The sequence below is a fragment of the Streptomyces sp. NPDC017246 genome (genome assembly GCF_044331325.1).
In the GTDB taxonomy this organism is placed as follows: domain Bacteria; phylum Actinomycetota; class Actinomycetes; order Streptomycetales; family Streptomycetaceae; genus Streptomyces.
Genome location: NZ_JBIRMW010000001.1, coordinates 61,737 through 77,602 on the forward strand (window position 1 = coordinate 61,737; position 15,866 = coordinate 77,602).

General features: G+C 74.0%; 15 protein-coding genes, 1 other RNA gene and 1 pseudogene. 7 read left to right on the forward strand and 10 right to left on the reverse strand.

Annotated elements, in window-relative coordinates:
* Positions 1–26: 26 nt before the first annotated feature.
* Together ACH4MY_RS00285 and ACH4MY_RS00290 are read right to left on the reverse strand one after the other, a co-directional pair.
* Positions 27–713 carry a response regulator gene (locus ACH4MY_RS00285; RefSeq protein WP_397995336.1) on the reverse strand — a complete coding sequence of 229 codons (687 nt, stop codon included), beginning with the start codon at positions 711–713 and terminating at the stop codon, positions 27–29.
* Positions 710–2,014: a sensor histidine kinase gene (locus tag ACH4MY_RS00290; protein WP_397995339.1), complete on the reverse strand. Its 1,305-nt coding sequence runs from the start codon at positions 2,012–2,014 to the stop codon at positions 710–712. Before ACH4MY_RS00290 ends, ACH4MY_RS00285 begins: the two co-directional genes overlap by 4 nt.
* A 136-nt stretch (positions 2,015–2,150) precedes the next feature.
* Between ACH4MY_RS00290 and ACH4MY_RS00295 the strand changes: the two genes are divergently transcribed.
* Positions 2,151–3,338 carry a serine hydrolase domain-containing protein gene (locus ACH4MY_RS00295; protein WP_397995342.1) on the forward strand — a complete coding sequence of 396 codons (1,188 nt, stop codon included), beginning with the start codon at positions 2,151–2,153 and terminating at the stop codon, positions 3,336–3,338.
* Between the two features lie 9 nt (positions 3,339–3,347).
* Here ACH4MY_RS00295 and ACH4MY_RS00300 read toward each other — a convergent pair whose 3' ends face one another.
* Positions 3,348–3,809, reverse strand: a complete 462-nt coding sequence (locus ACH4MY_RS00300) for a VOC family protein (protein ID WP_397995344.1) — start codon at positions 3,807–3,809, stop codon at positions 3,348–3,350.
* A 148-nt stretch (positions 3,810–3,957) separates the two neighbouring features.
* On the opposite strand from ACH4MY_RS00300, the gene ACH4MY_RS00305 reads away from it, so the two are divergent.
* Positions 3,958–4,935 carry a helix-turn-helix transcriptional regulator gene (locus ACH4MY_RS00305; RefSeq protein WP_397995347.1) on the forward strand — a complete coding sequence of 326 codons (978 nt, stop codon included), beginning with the start codon at positions 3,958–3,960 and terminating at the stop codon, positions 4,933–4,935.
* Positions 4,936–5,174: 239 nt separating this feature from the next.
* Positions 5,175–5,696, forward strand: a complete 522-nt coding sequence (locus tag ACH4MY_RS00310) for a DUF1203 domain-containing protein (protein ID WP_397995350.1) — start codon at positions 5,175–5,177, stop codon at positions 5,694–5,696.
* A 67-nt stretch (positions 5,697–5,763) separates the two neighbouring features.
* On the opposite strand, the gene rnpB is transcribed toward ACH4MY_RS00310, so the two are convergent.
* An RNA gene (gene rnpB, locus ACH4MY_RS00315) (RNase P RNA component class A) lies at positions 5,764–6,162 on the reverse strand.
* Positions 6,163–6,192: 30 nt separating this feature from the next.
* Positions 6,193–6,769, reverse strand: a pseudogene (locus ACH4MY_RS00320) (Uma2 family endonuclease).
* Between the two features lie 133 nt (positions 6,770–6,902).
* On the opposite strand from ACH4MY_RS00320, the gene ACH4MY_RS00325 reads away from it, so the two are divergent.
* Positions 6,903–7,676 carry a MerR family transcriptional regulator gene (locus tag ACH4MY_RS00325; RefSeq protein ID WP_397995353.1) on the forward strand — a complete coding sequence of 258 codons (774 nt, stop codon included), beginning with the start codon at positions 6,903–6,905 and terminating at the stop codon, positions 7,674–7,676.
* Complete coding sequence (locus tag ACH4MY_RS00330; RefSeq protein WP_397995356.1) at positions 7,673–8,536, forward strand: hypothetical protein; 864 nt, start codon at positions 7,673–7,675, stop codon at positions 8,534–8,536. Before ACH4MY_RS00325 ends, ACH4MY_RS00330 begins: the two co-directional genes overlap by 4 nt.
* Here the strand turns inward: ACH4MY_RS00330 and ACH4MY_RS00335 are convergent.
* The gene (locus ACH4MY_RS00335; protein WP_397995359.1) at positions 8,481–9,923 is read right to left on the reverse strand and encodes an RNB domain-containing ribonuclease; all 1,443 of its coding nucleotides are present in this window, start codon (positions 9,921–9,923) and stop codon (positions 8,481–8,483) included. The genes ACH4MY_RS00330 and ACH4MY_RS00335 overlap by 56 nt on opposite strands.
* A 167-nt stretch (positions 9,924–10,090) precedes the next feature.
* Between ACH4MY_RS00335 and yaaA the strand changes: the two genes are divergently transcribed.
* Together yaaA and eda are read left to right on the forward strand one after the other, a co-directional pair.
* On the forward strand, positions 10,091–10,858 hold the full coding sequence (gene yaaA / locus ACH4MY_RS00340; RefSeq protein ID WP_397995361.1) for a peroxide stress protein YaaA: 768 nt from the start codon (positions 10,091–10,093) through the stop codon (positions 10,856–10,858).
* Between the two features lie 73 nt (positions 10,859–10,931).
* Positions 10,932–11,570 carry a bifunctional 4-hydroxy-2-oxoglutarate aldolase/2-dehydro-3-deoxy-phosphogluconate aldolase gene (gene eda / locus ACH4MY_RS00345; protein WP_397995364.1) on the forward strand — a complete coding sequence of 213 codons (639 nt, stop codon included), beginning with the start codon at positions 10,932–10,934 and terminating at the stop codon, positions 11,568–11,570.
* Between the two features lie 64 nt (positions 11,571–11,634).
* Here eda and ACH4MY_RS00350 read toward each other — a convergent pair whose 3' ends face one another.
* The 4 genes from ACH4MY_RS00350 to ACH4MY_RS00365 form a co-directional block, all read right to left on the reverse strand.
* A complete protein-coding gene (locus ACH4MY_RS00350) occupies positions 11,635–12,456 on the reverse strand; it encodes a GNAT family N-acetyltransferase (RefSeq protein ID WP_397995366.1) in 822 nt (273 codons plus the stop codon).
* A gap of 121 nt (positions 12,457–12,577) precedes the next feature.
* Entirely contained in the window at positions 12,578–14,086 is a 1,509-nt protein-coding gene (locus tag ACH4MY_RS00355) for a bifunctional RNase H/acid phosphatase (protein ID WP_397995369.1), read from the reverse strand.
* Entirely contained in the window at positions 14,086–14,829 is a 744-nt protein-coding gene (locus ACH4MY_RS00360; RefSeq protein WP_397997320.1) for a zinc ribbon domain-containing protein, read from the reverse strand. The genes ACH4MY_RS00355 and ACH4MY_RS00360 overlap by 1 nt, the downstream gene beginning before the upstream one ends.
* Positions 14,826–15,656, reverse strand: coding sequence for a Nif3-like dinuclear metal center hexameric protein (locus tag ACH4MY_RS00365; RefSeq protein ID WP_397995372.1), 831 nt, complete (start codon positions 15,654–15,656; stop codon positions 14,826–14,828). Before ACH4MY_RS00365 ends, ACH4MY_RS00360 begins: the two co-directional genes overlap by 4 nt.
* Between the last annotated feature and the right edge of the window lie 210 nt (positions 15,657–15,866).

Consider the following 15,866-nt stretch of genomic DNA (forward strand, 5'->3'; position numbering starts at 1 on the left):
GCGATCAGCCGGGTCGGACGGCCGGATCAGGCGGTGAAGCCCGGCACCACCAGACCGGATTCGTACGCGATGACCACCGCGTGGGTGCGGTTCTGGGCGCCGAGCTTGGTCAGGACGTTCCCGACGTGCGTCTTGACCGTCTCCAGGCTGACCGTGAGCGACTCCGCGATCTCCGGGTTGGACAGGCCGGTGGCCATCAGGCGCAGCACCTCCTCCTCCCGCCCCGTCAGCGCCGCCCTGGGCAGGGCCTCGGCGGAGTCCAGCGGGCGGGCGGCGACCATCCGGCGCAGTGTCGCCGGGAAGAGGATGGCCTCCCCCGCCGCCACCACTCGTACGGCTTCCGCGATCTGCCGGACCGGAAGGCGCTTGAGGACGAATCCGCTGGCTCCCGCGCCGAGCGCGGCGGTGACGTAGTCGTCGTTCTCGAAGGTGGTGATCACGACGACCTTCGGCGGTTCGCCCTGCTCCGCCGGGTCGGCGAGGAGGTGCCGGGTGGCCTCGATCCCGTTCCGGCGCGGCATCCGTACATCCATCAGGACCACGTCGGGGCGCAGTCGCCGCGCCCGCTCGACCGCTTCGACGCCGTCGGCCGCCTCCCCGATCACCGCGAGCCCCGGCTGCGCGGACAGCAGGGTCCGCAGTCCGCTGCGGGTCACCTCGTCGTCGTCCGCGATGAGGACGGTGACGACTTCGCTCGTATCGGGGCCGGTCATGCCGGCAACCGTACGGGCAGCGTGACCGCCAGGCGCCAGTGCGTGGGCCCGTCCGGGCCGGCGACGATCTGCCCGTGCAGCAGGCGCACCCGCTCGGCGAGGCCGGGCAGTCCGTGCCCGGACGTCGGGAAGGCGCCCGCGCGGCGCGCACCCCGGGCCACGCCTTCACCGGCACCCTCACCCGTTTCCGCTCCGGCCCCGGCCCCGGCCCCGGCCCGGTTGACCACACCGAGTTCCAGGACGTCCTGCGCGGCCGCGACCCGGACCTCGATCGGTCCGCCCGCGCCGTGCCGCATCGCGTTCGTCAGGCCTTCCTGAAGAATGCGGTACGCCGCCCGCGACAGCGTCCCCCGCACCCGCGCCGGGTCCCCCGACACGTCGAGCTCCACCACCGCGCCCGCGTGCCGCAGCCGGTCGAGCAGTTCGGGCAGGTCGGCCAGGGTGCGGGACGGGGCCGTCTCGGCCTCCCGTTCACGCAGGACGCCGAGGACGTAGTCCAGGTCCTCAAGGGCGGCCCTGGCCGATTCCTCGATGCTGCGCAGGGCGGCCCGCGCCGCCACCGGGTCGTCGGACATCAGCTCGCCCGCCACCGCGGCCTGGATCGTGGTCGTCGTCAGCGTGTGCCCGATGGAGTCGTGCAACTCGTGCGCCAGCCGGTTGCGTTCGGCCAGCCGGAGTTCCCGCTCGGCCGCCAGCGCGAGCCGCTCGGCCGCCGACGGTCCGAGGAGCCGGGGCGCCGACCACCGCAGAGCCTTGGTCACCGCGGCGCACACGACCGCCGCGAGGAACAGACAGCCGAGCGCCAGGACCCAGCTCTGCCAGCCGCCCGCCACCCGCACCGACCGGCCGAACAGACTCAGCCCCAGTTCGGCGTCGAGCCAGCCCCCCGGGAGGGTCAGGGCGACGAAGAGCAGCACCCCGCCCGCCAGCGCCCCCGACCAGCCCAGCGTCACATGGAGGAGCAGCCAGAGAGGGGTCCGCCAGCGGTCGGCGACGGACGGCGCGGGCGAACGCGTGGGCCCGCGCGCGGCCGTGGGGTCCGGCAGCGACACCTTCAGCAGGCGGCGGGCGGACACGATCAGCACCCGTCGCGTGGTGCGCGCGAGGCCGACCAGCCCGATCAGCGCGGCCCAGACGAGCAGGACCACGACGAACCGCACGGCCGCGGGGGCGGATCGCCAGGCGAGCGCGGGCAACAGCGCGAAGGACAGCAGGGGAAGGCTCGCCAGGACACCGGCCCCGCCGAACAGCGCGCCCGCGTACGTGGAGCGGCGCAGCAGCGCCCCGATTCCCTTGATCATCATCGGCCAGTATGAACGGGCGGCCCCCGCCCGGCCTCCCCCGATCGGGGGAGTACTTTCTCCCGCCTTCCCGCGATGCGCGTCCGCGCCCCGGAAATCATGATCGTGTCCTGCCCGTTCGACGGAAGGACAGCACATGAACTCGCAGGCCGCGAAGACGAATACGTCGAGGTTCCGTCTCCCCCGGACGCGGACGAGGGGCCGCCGACGCGGGGCGCCGGCCGCCGCGGCGGCGGTGGCCCTCGCCGTGGTGACCGCGGGCGCCCTGGCGCCGCCCCCGGCGTTCGCCGTCGCCAAGCCGGACACCGTCCAGCAGGGCCTCGACGTCCTGGTGCGCGAAGGCCAGCCCGCCGCGCTGGCGACCGTCAGGGACCGCGACGGCCGCACCCGTACCTACACGGCGGGAGTCGGCGACCTGGCCACCGGCGCGAAGGTGCCCAGGGACGGTCAGGTACGGATCGGCAGCAACACGAAGACCTTCACCGCCGTGGTCGTGCTGCAACTGGTCGCCGAGGGGAAGATCGACCTCGACGCCTCGGTCGACACCTATCTCCCGGGACTCGTACGCGGGGAGGGGATCGACGGGAACCGCATCAAGGTCCGTCAGCTCCTCCAGCACACGAGCGGAATCCCCGACTACGGGCGGTACGTCCCCGACGAGCTGCTGCAGCACCAGTACTTCGAGCCCCGCGACCTCGTCGACATCGCCCTGCGGTACAAGGCCGACTTCGAGCCCGGAGACAAGTGGGCGTACAGCAACACGAACTACGTGCTGGCCGGCCTGATCGTCCAGAAGGTCACCCACCGCCCCCTCCCCGAGGAGATCGACCGGCGCGTCGTCAAACCCGCCGGGCTGCGCCACACCTACTTCCCCGCACCCGGGGACAGGACCATCCGGGAACGCCACCCGAAGGGCTACCACCGGCTGACTCCGGACGCGCCGCTGCGCGACTTCACCGAGATCGACCCCTCTGCGGGCTGGGCGGCGGGCCAGATGATCTCCACCAACTCCGACCTCAACCGCTTCTTCCGCACGCTCCTCGGCAGCGACCTCCTCCTCCCCGAGGCCCAGCGCGCCCAGATGCGCACCACCGTCCCCATCGTGGGCACCGACTACCACTACGGACTGGGGCTCATGAGCAGGCCGTTGTCGTGCGGCGGCGTCTACTGGGGCCACGGCGGTGACATCGCCGGCTACGAGACCCGGGGCGGCGTCACCGACGACGGCCGCGCCGCCAACGTCGCGGTGACGAGCATCCCGACGGAGGACGCGGGCATCGACGGTGTGCTGAAGGCCGTGGACACGGCGCTCTGCCGCAGCTGAACGGGAACGTCAGTCCAGGCAGAACTCGTTGCCCTCGGGATCGGCCATCACGATCCATCCGGCACTCATCGGGGGCTCCGGCTCGAAGCGGCGCAGCCGCTTCCCTCCCAGCGCGACGAGCCGCTCGCACTCGGCCTCCAGCGCCGCCATCCGCTCGTCCCCCGCCAGCCCTGGGGCCGCACGGACGTCGAGATGGACACGGTTCTTGGCGGCCTTGTCCTCCGGCACCCGCTGGAAGAACACCCGGGGGCCGCTCCCCTCCGGGTCCTCGATGGCCGACCGCGTGTTGCGCTCCTCCTCCGGTACGCCGATCCGCGCGAGGAAGTCGTCCCAGGCGGCCAGCGGGTCGGCCCCCTCTGGCAGGTCGACCCCGGGCGGGCCGGGGTGGACGTAGCCCAGCGCGTCGCGCCAGAAGGACGACAGGGCCCGCGGGTCGTGAGCGTCGAAGGTGACCTGGATATGGCGGCTCATCGTGCTGCTCCGTTCGATTGAGCGAAAGCGGTAGCGGGTGTACGCCCTGTTCCCAGTCGAGCGCGTCCGCGGCCGTGCGGCCACCGTGACATCCCTGGCGGACAGAATCGGTCCGCCATTCCCCGCTGCCTCTGGGAGGGTGGTCGCCATGGACGCGAGCAACGAGCGGGGTACGACGGAGCGGGTACTCACCCTGCTCGGGCTGCTGCAACAGCGCCGGCTCTGGACCGGCCCGGAGCTCGCCGCCCGGCTCGGGGTCACGTCGCGGACGGTACGGCGCGATGTCGAACGGCTGCGCGCGCTGGGCTATCCGGTGCACGCCGGCCAGGGGGTCGGCGGCGGTTACCGGCTCGGCCGGGGGCAGGACCTTCCGCCGCTGCTCCTCGACGACGAGGAGGCGATCGCCACCGCGGTCTCGCTGCTCGCCGGCGCGGCCGCCGGCTCCGGCGACGCCACGCTGCGGGCCCTGACCAAGCTGGACCAGGTGCTGCCCACCCGGCTGCGGCACGAGGTGCGCGCGCTCTCCGGCTCGGTGGAGTTCTTCGGCACGGACCGCCGTACGCCGGTCGACCCGGAGGTGCTCATGACGCTGGCCCGGGCCTGCCGCGACGAGGTCGAGGCGGGCTTCGGCTATCCCTCCGGGGACGAGGTGCGGCAGCGCAGGGTCGAGCCCCATCGCCTGGTCGGCTCGGACCGCCGCTGGTACCTCCTCGCGTACGACCTCGACCGCGACGACTGGCGGACCTTCCGCGTCGACAGGATGACCGCCGTGGCCGCCCGGACCTGGCGGTTCCGGCCCCGGGAGGCGCCCGACGCGGCGGCGTACGTGCAGGAGGGGGTGGCGAGCCGGGTCTACCCGCACCGGGCACGCTTCCTCGTGCGCGCGCCGGCCGACACGGTCCGCGCGCAGGTCCCGCCGTCGGCGGCCGTCGTGCACGAGCGGGGAAACGAGCACTGCGAGGTACTCGGCGGCGGCGCCGACCTGGACTCCGTGCTCCTGCACGTACTGCTCCTGGGGCACGACTTCGAGGTGCTGGACCCGCCGGAACTGGGGAAGCGCTGTCGCGTGCTGGCGGAGAGGCTGCTGTCGGCGGGAACGACGAGCGCGGGGACGGAGGTGAGCTGACGCCGTTGACGGTCCCGCGGCCGCGGTTTCACGCCCGCGAACAGGACGTTCCGCACGTGGTACACGGGGTGGGCGACAGGGGTGGGTGCGGCGGCGGTCCCACGCGCCACCCACCAACCCGGCCCACCCCCAGCACCTGGGAGACGCCCGCCCCGAACAGCGCCCTCTCGCCACAGGCCCTCCAACGCCGCGTCCGAATAGCGCCAGCACTCCACGTCGCACCGCGTGACCCTGGCCGTATGACGACCAACGCCACCGTCCACCCCACCACCTACCCCGCCCGCCCCGTCCCGCCCTCCGCCCTCGCCCAGTTGCGGGTCGCCGACGACGCGGGGCGCGCCTGCCTGCCCTACACCGCCGCCGAGGGCGGCGATCCGCTGCGCTGCTGCCTGCGTCTCTCCGAGCCCGGCGAGCTGATCGCGCTCGTCTCCTACGCTCCGCTGCGGCGCTGGGCCGCCGAGACCGGGGCCGAGCCCGGCGCGTACGACGAGCAGGGGCCCGTCTTCGTCCACGCCGCGGAGTGCGGTGGGCCCGCGCCCTCGGAGGAGTACCCCTTCGCCCGGGCCGGGGCGCTCCGGACCCTCCGTCGGTACGACGCGGCGGGCCGGATCGTCGGGGGGCGCCTCCTGGAGATCCCCGAGGCCACCGGCGAGGGCTTCGACCAGGCCTTCGCTGAGGCGTTCGCCGACCCGGCGGTGGCCGTGGTGCACGTCCGCGCCGTCGAGTACGGCTGCTTCCATTTCGAGGTCCGGCGCCCCTGAGACGTCACGGGAAAGGGCCCCTGCCCAGGCGTCGCGCCCGGGCAGGGGCCCTCTTCACGTCAGCCGGCAGACGAGTCGGGCTGTACGCCGGGTTCTGTCCCCCGGGACCTCGCGGTCATCGGGGTGACGGCCATCCATCTAGGACCGGCGTTGCCGCCGGCCTCCTGCGGTCTACCCGCGGACTCGGGCGAGCAGCCCTCGAACATCCGCGCAGGGACACCGAGGTGTCCCCTCTTGACCTTGCTCCGAGTGGGGTTTACCTAGCCGCCTGAGTCACCTCAGGCGCTGGTGGTCTCTTACACCACCGTTTCACCCTTACCGAGGACCGAAGTCCTCGGCGGTCTGTTTTCTGTGGCACTGTCCCGCGGGTCACCCCGGGTGGCCGTTAGCCACCACCCTGCTCTGTGGAGCCCGGACGTTCCTCGGGGAGATCCGGGGATCTCCACGCGGCCGCCCGCCCGGCTCGTCTGCCGTGCCGACCATGCTACCCGCCGATTCAGAGGAAGTCGGCCGTGTCGAGGTCGAAGCGGAAGGGGGCGGGCAGGGGAAGGGACTTGCCGAACGGTGCGAGGTCTCGACGGAGGTACTCGCCGTCCTCCGGATCGCTGAACAGCGTCACGGTGGACGCGTCCCGGTCCACGAGCAGGTGGAGCGGGATGCCGCCCCGGGCGTAGCAGCGCCGTTTGGTCTCCCGGTCCACGTGGGGGCGGCGGGAGGTGACCTCCAGTACCAGCTCGACACCGGCGCACGGCATCCAGGAGTCCGCTCCCCGGTACAGACGCAGCGCCTCGGGCGCGAACGTACCGTCCGGAATGACGTGGTCTCTCGGCGCACCGGGCGCTTCCTTCAGCGTCAGGCCTTTGTTCCCCGAGAACTGCATCTCGGTCTTCGACCGCCGGTACACCTGCCCGACGATCAGTCCGATGTAGTCCTCGTGGTCCCCGTCCGGCGGCGGTGTCACGACGATCTCCCCCTCGATCAGCTCCGCCCGGAAGCCCTCCGGCGTGTTCAGCGAGGAAGCCCTCCAACAGGATGTCCGCCTGCGTGAGCGGTTCGTGCGACATGGCAGTCATGTCGTGATCGTCGGACATCGAGGTACCCGCCGTCCCTGTGATCGGGGTCGTTCGCTCGATCGTGGCACATGACCGGGAGGGTGCGGCGGACCGCGCTTGACCTTGCCGCAGCGTCAGGGTTTCTACTGGGCGCATGCGTATCGGCGAGATCGCCGCGCTGGTCGGGGTCACCCCTCGGGCCGTGCGGCACTACCACCAGTCGGGTCTGCTGCCCGAGCCCGCGCGGCGGGCCAACGGATACCGGGAGTACGGCGTCCGGGACGCCGTGCTGCTCGCCCGGATCCGGCGGCTCACCGAGCTGGGGCTCGGTCTCGACGAGGTACGCGGGGTGCTCGCGGACGACGAGGGGCGGGGGCTCGTGGAGGTGCTGGAGGAGCTGTCGCGGGACCTGGCCCGTCAGGAGGCGGAGATCCGGGAGCGCCGGGAGCGCCTCGCGGTGCTCCTCGACGAGGCGCGGGCGGGCCGGCTGCCCGCCGACGGGCCCGTCTCCCCCGAGCTCTCCGCGCTGCTCGCGGGTCTGGGCGAGCTGCCGGAGTCCCCGATGGCGGCGAAGGACCGGCAGATCCTGGCGCTGCTCGACGTCGTCGTGCCGGAGGAGGAACGGTCCCGGCTGCTGGGTCTGATGGAGGGCGCGGCGGAGCACGCGCGTGAGGTGTACCCGCTCCTCGACGCCCTCTCCGGGGCGGCTGCGGACGATCCCCGGGTCGCGGAGGCCGCGGGGGTGCTCGCCGCCTGTCTGCCGGACGAGCTGGGGGTCGAGATCCCGACCGCCGCGTCGGGCGGCACCGGCGGTGCCGCCGGTGCCTCGCTCGCCGACGCCCTCTTCGCGGACCTCGCTCCGGCGCAGTCCGCGGCCGTCCGTCTGGCGATGCGCCTGGTGCGGGAGCGACGGGAGCGGGGGCAGTGACGGATCACGGCGGCACCCGCCCGCCTCTTCTTCGTCTTCTCCGGCTGGTCGCGCGCCTCGCTCTTCCCGCCGAGGCCGTCCTCGTCGTCCTTCTCCTCGGCGGGGTCCGGATACCCGGGTCCGTCGTCGCCGTCGCCGAGCTGGTCGTCGTCGCGCTGCTGCTCGCCGAGGGTCTCGTCTATCTGCGACTGCGGCGGCGGGGGCTGTCCCGGGGGGAGGCGGTCGCCGAGCTGGTGCCCGAGGCCGTGCTGCGGCTGCTGGGGCACGAGTTGCGGATCACCGTGAGTCTGGTGCGGTGGGTGGCGCGGCGGCCGCACGGGGTCGCCGGCGCGGACGCCGTGTTCCCGCACGCGCGTGACCAGGCGGCGCTGATGTACGGCTTCGCGTTCGTGTGCCTGGTCGAGACCGTCGGCATGTCGTACCTGCTCGCCGATTGGCCCCTGGTCCACGCGATCGTCCTCGTCCTGGACGTCTACACCGTGCTCTTCGTCCTCGGGCTGCACGCCGCCGCCGTGACCCGTCCGCACACCCTCACCGGTGACGTCCTGCGGCTGCGTCAGGCCGCGCACGTCGATCTGGGCGTTCCGCTGGACCGGATCACGGCGGTGCGCCAGGAGCTGCTGTTCTCGCACGAGAAGGCCGAGGGCGAGCTGAATCTCGCCGTCGGTTCGCAGACCTCCGTGACCGTCGAGCTGACCGGGCCGGTGGACGTGCCCCGGCTGCTCGGCGCGCCCCGACCGGTACGGCTGATCCGGTTCCACGCGGACGACCCTCGGGCCCTGTACCGCGCCGTCGACGCGGCGCTCACGCGGGCGCGAACAGCACCTTCGCCGTCCCCGGGTCCGCCTCCGCGAGTCTGACCCGCAGCCACTCGCCGAGCGGCAGCCGGGAGTCGCCGCCCTCGATGCGGGCGACGACCGCCGGGTCGTCGAGGTGGACGGTGCCCACGGCCGGTTCGCGTTCCTTCACGTCGATCACGTACGCGTCGAAGATCTCGCCGACGCGTTCCCGCAGCAGCGCCGCCTCGACGATGTCGACGCTCTCGCGCTCGACGGTGTTGGCGCGGCGCGAGCCCTCGGCCATCTCGTCGGGGAGGGCGGGCAGGGCGGCCCGTACCCACTCGGGCGGTTCGTCGCCCGCGACCGCCGCGACGCACAGCTCGCCCGCGTACCGGTCGACGAGCCGGCGCAGCGGGGCGGTGCAGTGGGTGTACTCGTCGGCGACGGCGGCGTGCACGGCGGGGGTGGGGATGTGGCCGTCGGTGAAGACGGTGTATCCGGCGCCGCGCAGCAGGGTGGTGCACTCCTGGAGGAAGGCGGCCTGGCGCGGGTCGGTGGGGTCGGCGGCGCGGACGACGTCGGCGTACGAGACGTGGTGCGGCCAGTCGACGCCGAGGGCCTGCGCGGAGCGGCGGAGGCGGGCGACGGCGCCGTCGGGGGCGGTGGGGAGGGTGCGCAGGATGCCGGTGCCGGCGGCGGTCATGAGGTCGGCGGCGGCCATGCCGGTGAGGAGGGAGATCTGGGCGTTCCAGCCGTCGGCGGGGAGCGGGGCCCGGTAGGCGAGGGAGTAGGTGTGGTCCTGCTCGACGATCTCCTGTTCGGGGACGTTGAGGGAGATTCCGCCGCGTTCGCCTTCGAGGGCTTCGCGGAGGAGTCCGATCTCGCGGAGGAGGGCGACGGGTTCCTCGGCCGTTCCGCTGTCGATCTGCCGTTGTACGCCCGCGTAGTCGAGTTTGGCGCGGCTGCGGACGAGGGCGCGGCGGACGTCGGTGGCGACGCGGCGGCCGTCGGAGTCGAGGTCGATCCGCCACAGGAGGGCGGGGCGGGGTTCGCCGGGGAGGAGGCTGGCTGCGCCTTCGGAGAGGACGGTGGGGTGGAGGGGGACCTTGCCGTCGGGGAAGTAGAGGGTGAGGACGCGCCGGTGGGCCTCGGTGTCGAGGGCGGAGCCGGGGGTGACGAAGGCGGCGACGTCGGCGATGGCGTAGTGGACGCGGTAGCCGCCGTCGGACCTGCGGGCCAGGTGCATGGCCTGGTCGAGGTCGGTGGAGGTGGGCGGGTCGACGGTGAGGAAGGGCAGGTCGGTGGCGTCGTACGTGGGGAGCCGGGGGGCTTTCGCGGCGGCTTCGGCCTCGGCGAGGACGGCGGGCGGGAAGTCCTCGGGGATCGCGAGCTCGGTACGGAGTGCGCGCAGGGCGGCCCGCAGCGGAGCCTCGGCTGCGCCGGTCACGTGAATGTGGCGGCGGGGCATGGACCGAGCGTATGGGGCGGGGAGGGGCGCGGCACCTTGGACGGGGAGGGCACGGCACCTCGCGCGGTGGGGGGTCGCGGCTCGTTGTACGGGGTCGGGTGTCGTACCTCGTACGCTGGGCTCCTGGGGCCGCACCCCCATCCCCGTACGGACGAAGGAGAACCACCGTGCTCGTGCTGTTGCCGCCCTCCGAGGGCAAGGCCTCCTCGGGGCGCGGGGCGCCGCTCAAGCCGGAGTCGCTGTCCCTGCCGGGGCTCGCCGGGGCGCGGGCGGCCGTCCTGGAGGAGCTGGTCGAGCTGTGCGCGGCCGACGAGGAGAAGGCGCGCGGGGTGCTCGGTCTGAGCGAGGGGCTGCGCGGCGAGGTCGCGAAGAACGTGGAGCTGCGGACGGCGGGCGCGCGTCCGGCCGGGGAGATCTACACGGGCGTGCTGTACGACGCGCTGGGTCTGGCGACCCTGGACACGGCGGCCAAGCGGCGGGCGGGGCAGTCCCTGCTGGTGTTCTCGGGGCTGTGGGGCGCGGTGAGGGTGACCGACCGGATTCCGTCGTACCGCTGCTCGATGGGGGTCAAGCTGCCGGGGCTCGGCGCGCTGGGCGGGCACTGGCGGGGTGCGATGGCCTCCGTGCTTCCCGAGGCCGCCGGTGACGGGCTGGTGCTGGATCTGCGTTCGTCGGCGTACACGTCGGCGTGGAAGCCGAAGGGGGAGGTGGCGGCGCGGACGGCGACGGTGCGCGTGCTGCACGCGCCGACCCGGAAGGTGGTCAGCCACTTCAACAAGGCGACGAAGGGGCGGATCGTCCGGAGTCTCCTTGAGGCGGGCGCGGTGCCGCGGTCGCCGGAGGAGCTGGTGGAGGCTCTGCGGGACCTCGGGTACGTGGTGGAGGAGACCGGGAAGCCGGGGTCGCTGGACGTTCTGGTGGACGAGATCCACTAGAACCCGACGAGGTTCGTTGCACCCTCCGCAATGGTCGTTGCGGCAGGCGCTCGTCGTGGGCAGGATGAGGCCCATGACGAGCGTCTTCGACCTTGCCCCCGAAACCCCCGTCGTCCCGGTCGTCGTGATCGAGGACGCCGCCGACGCCGTACCCCTGGCCCGCGCCCTGGTCGCCGGCGGACTGCCCCTGATCGAGGTCACCCTGCGCACCCCGGCCGCGCTGGACGCCGTCCGCGCGATCGCGGCCGAGGTCCCGGACGCGGTCGTCGGCGCGGGGACGGTCGTCTCGACGGCGGGCGTGGCCGACGCGGTCGGCGCCGGGGCCCGCTTCCTGGTGAGCCCCGGGTGGACCGAGCGGCTGCTGGGCGCGATGCGGGAGTCGGGGGTGCCGTTCCTTCCGGGCGTGTCGACGGCCTCGGAGGTCGTGGCACTGCTCGAACAGGGCGTGGACGCGATGAAGTTCTTCCCGGCCCAGGCGGCGGGCGGCGTCCCGTATCTCAAGTCCCTCGCGGGACCGCTCCCCCGGGCCCGTTTCTGCCCGACCGGCGGCGTCTCCCTCGCCAACGCCCCCGGCTATCTCTCCCTGCCGAACGTCGGCTGCGTCGGCGGTACGTGGATGCTGCCGCCCGACGCCCTCGCTGCCCGCGACTGGGCGCGGGTGGAGACGCTGGCCCGCGAGGCGGCGGCTCTGCGGGTGCCCGCCGACGGGTGACCCAGGGTCTGTCGTCAGATTCCCGTCGTCGCCCGCGGGGCAGACGGGAATGTGACGACAGGCCCTAGCGGAACGTCACCCCCAGGTGGTCGGCCACCGGCCGGTAGCCGAGGCGCTGGTAGAGGGCGTTGCTCGTGGGGTTGGAGAGGTCCGTGAAGAGCAGGACCTGGGCGGCCCCGCCGTCCAGGGCGGCACGGCTGACCGCCTCGGTGACACCGGCGGCGTACCCGCGGCCGCGTTCGGCGGGCGGGGTGTAGACGAGGTGGACGCGGGCCTGGCCCTCGATCGTGCGGGAGACGCTCGCCGTCGACACCGGGCGCCCGTCGGGGCCCTCCCAGAGGAGGAGACGGCGCTCGGTGATCCGCTCCGTGACCGGCCCGGTGAAGTCCTCGGCGTCGGCGTCCTCCCCGATGTCCCGGGCGAACTCCCGGGCCCAGGCGGCGACCGGCGGGATGTCGGCGGCGCCGGCGGCACGGGCCCGGCCCGGGGGCGCGGGGTCCGGCGGGGTGAGGGCGCCGAGCCGGAAGAGCCGCATGCGGACGGTCGGGGTCCAGGACCGGCCGGTGGCGGTCGCGAACGCTTCGGCGAAGGCCTCGGCGGGCCCGGTCTCCCCCCGTACCTCCGCCGGCTCCTCCGCGGCTCCTCCCAGGACCTCGGACGCGAGGGCGCGGGCCGCCTCCACCGTGATCGCCCCGAAGGCGAGCACGCGCGACGGGGACACCGCGAGCACCCCGGCGACCCCGCCGTCCGGCGCGGTCCACCAGCCGAGCCGTTCGGCGCGGTCCATGAGGGTGAGGACGGCGGTGTTACGGGCCGGCTCGGCGGCCAGCAGAGGGGCGGCGGCCGCACGGAAGGCGGCGACGTCCTCGGTGAAGTACCAGGTCATGAACGGCGATGCTGGTACGGGGACGGGGCACCGCGCCACCCGTTCGGCGCACCCGCCGGCCGGCGCGGGCGCACCCGCCGGACACAGGAGCGCCCGCCGCCCGGTGCCGGCGCTCCTTCGGCTAGCGCAGGTGGGAGGTGTCGTTGAGGAGGCGTACGGACGCGTTGCCGTCGGCGTAGTAGGCCACCGCCGAGATCGAGGCGGCCGACAGCTCCATCCGGAACAGCGACTCCGGCGGGGCGCCGAGCGCGAGCCGGACGAGGGTCTTGATCGGCGTGACGTGGCTGACGAGGAGGACGGTACGGCCCGCGTAGGCGGCCGCCAGCCGGTCGCGGGTCGCGGCGACCCGCCGGGCGACGATCGCGAAGCTCTCGCCGCCGCCGGTCGGCGCGGCCTTCGGCGAGGAGAGCCAGGCGTCGAGGTCCTCGGGGTGGCGCTCCCGCACCTCGCCGAAGGTCAGCCCCTCCCAGGCGCCGAAGTCGGTCTCGCGCAGCCCCTGTTCGACGCGCACGTCGAGCCCGAGGCGGGCGGCGACGGCGTCGGCGGTCTGCCGGCAGCGGGTGAGCGGCGAGCTGACGATCTCCTGGACGGTGCCGCGCGCGGCCAGTGCCGCCGCGACGGCCTCGGCCTGCCGCAGCCCGGCCGGTGAGAGCTCGGGGTCGCTCCCCCCGCTCCCGGAGAAACGCTTCTCGGGCGTGAGGGCGGTCTCGCCGTGCCGCAGGAGGACGAAGGTGGCGGGCGCGCCCATGTCGGGGGCGCCGGACCGGCCCGGGGACGCCGGCACCACGGGTGCGGGCGCGATGGGCGCGGCGGTCGCTGCGGGCGGGGGCGGGGCGGTCGGGGCCGTCGCCGGGTGGCCCGCCTCCGCCTCGAAGTCGCCCGAGGCCGTGAGGGCCTCTCCGGCGGCGAACAGGCCGTCGTCGGGCTCGGTCGTGAAGAGGTCCTCGGCGGAGCCGGACGGGCGCGAGGTGCTGCCGGGCCAGGCGCCCGGTCCCGTGCCCGTGGAGCCGCCGGTACCGGCCGCGCGGGGCCCGGTCGCCGGGGCTGCCCCGGAGGTGTCCGCCGATCGCGGTGCCAGCGCCGCCCTCGCGCGGGCAGCGCCCGCCGTCGCGTCTCCCGGAGGGCCCGAGGGGGCCGGGGTGGCGGCGTTGCGCGCGGCGGAGGCGTCCAGGGCGGCCGTCGAGGCGGACGGCTCCCACCGGCGGCCCTGCTTGCCCGCGTCCATCGCCTCGTTCGCGAGCCGGTCCGCGTGCTTGTTGCGCTCGCGCGGGATCCACTCGTAGCGGACCCGGCCCGCCGGGAAGACCCGGCCCGCCTCGGCCGCCAGCGGCTTCATGTCCGGGTGCTTGATCTTCCAGCGGCCGGACATCTGCTCGACGACCAGCTTGGAGTCCATCCGGACGTGGACGGTGCAGTCGGGGAACAGCGCCCGCGCCGCCTTCAGGCCCGCGACCAGGCCCTTGTACTCGGCGACGTTGTTCGTCGCCACGCCGATGTACTCGGCAGCCTCCGCGAGCGTCTCGCCCGTCACCGGATCCAGGACCACGGCGCCGTACCCGGCGGGCCCCGGGTTGCCCCGGGAACCGCCGTCCGCCTCGACGATCACCTCACGCGAAGACGACGACGTCATTACAGGCCGGACTCCGAGGTGCGGACGAGGATGCGGTGGCAGTTCTCGCAGCGGACGACGGTGTCCTTGGCGGCGGCACGGACATCGTTGAGCTCGGTGATGTTGAGCTCGATGTGGCAGCCCTCGCACTTGCGCTGGTACAGCCGGGCCGCGCCGACGCCGCCCTGCTGCTGGCGCAGCTTCTCGTACAGCTTCAGGAGGTCGGCCGGGACGGAGCCGGCGATGAGCTCGCGCTCCTTCGTCACGGACGCGTCCTCGGTGTCGAGCTCGGCCTCGGCGGCGTCGCGGCGGGCGTTCGCGTCGTCGGTCTTGGCCTGGACGGCTGAGACCCGCTCGGTCAGCTCGGCGAGGCGGTCCTGGACGGACTCGCGGCGCTCCATGACCTCGAGGACGATCTCCTCCAGGTCGCCCTGGCGCTTGGCGAGGGAGACGAGCTCGCGCTGGAGGTTCTCCAGGTCCTTCGGGGAGGACACGGCGCCGGAGTCGAGGCGCTGCTGGTCGCGCGTGGCCCGCTGGCGGACCTGGTCGACGTCCTGCTCGGCCTTGGTCTGCTCACGGCCGCAGTCGCTCTCCTCGGTCTGCGCGGCGACGAGCAGGTCGCGCAGCTGGGTGAGGTCCTTGGTCAGCGACTCGATCTCGGCGTGCTCGGGCAGCGACCGGCGCTTGTACGCGAGCTGCTGGAGGCGGACGTCCAGCGACTGGACGTCGAGGAGGCGGATCTGGTCGGCGGGCGCGGCGTTCAGTTGGGGGCTCCAGGGGAGGTGTGGTGGGAGGACCAGGGGTCGGTGACCGTCTTCGAGACGTGGACGCGGAGGTCCCAGCCGTGGCGGTCGGAGATCGCGTCGAGCTGGGCGGCGGCCTGCTCGCACCAGGGCCATTCGGTGGCCCAGTGGGCGGCGTCGACCAGGCCGAGCGGCCGGGTCCGTGTCGCGTGCTGGGTGGCCTCGGACACGGGGTGGTGGCGCAGGTCGGCGGTGAGGAAGACGTCCACTCCGGCGGCCCGTACGGCGTCGAAGAGGCTGTCGCCGGAGCCGCCGCTGACGGCGACGCGGCGCACGGTCATGCCGGGGTCGCCCGCGACCCGGATGCCCTGCGCGGTGGCGGGCAGCCGCTTCGCCGCGCGGGCGGCGAACTCGGCGAGGGTCTCGGGGTGGTCGAGCTCGCAGATCCGGCCGAGGTTGCTCTCGGGCACGAGGGGGCCGGTGACCCGGAGGTCGAGCGCGCCGGCGAGGGCGTCGGAGACGCCGGGGTCGGCGGTGTCGGCGTTGGTGTGCGCGACGTGCAGGGCGATGTCGTGCTTGATGAGGCCGTGGACGACGCGGCCCTTGAAGTGGCCCGCCGCGACGGTCGTCGTTCCGCGCAGATAGAGCGGGTGGTGGGTGACGATCAGGTCGGCGCCGAGGGCGATCGCCTCGTCGGCGATCTCCTGGACGGGGTCGACGGCGAAGAGCACGCGGGTGACCTCGGCGTCGGGGTCGCCGCAGACGGTGCCGACGGCGTCCCACGACTCGGCTCGCTCGGGTGGCCAGAGGGCGTCGAGCTCGGCGATGACTTCAGACAGACGGGGCACGAAGGAAAGGCTACCTGGCTTCGTTTTGCGCCTGGACCGGCGCCGCTGTCGCGGAGGGGGGCGGGGGGCGGTCGGGGTTGCCCGGCGGCGGGTCGTGGTGGCCCGCCGCGGAGCGAAGCCCCGGCGCCGTGCGTCGGCGTCGGGGCTTCGGCCGCCCGCTTCTCCACGAGGTCGCGGCGACTTCTCCGCGACTTCCCGGCGAGGTCGCGC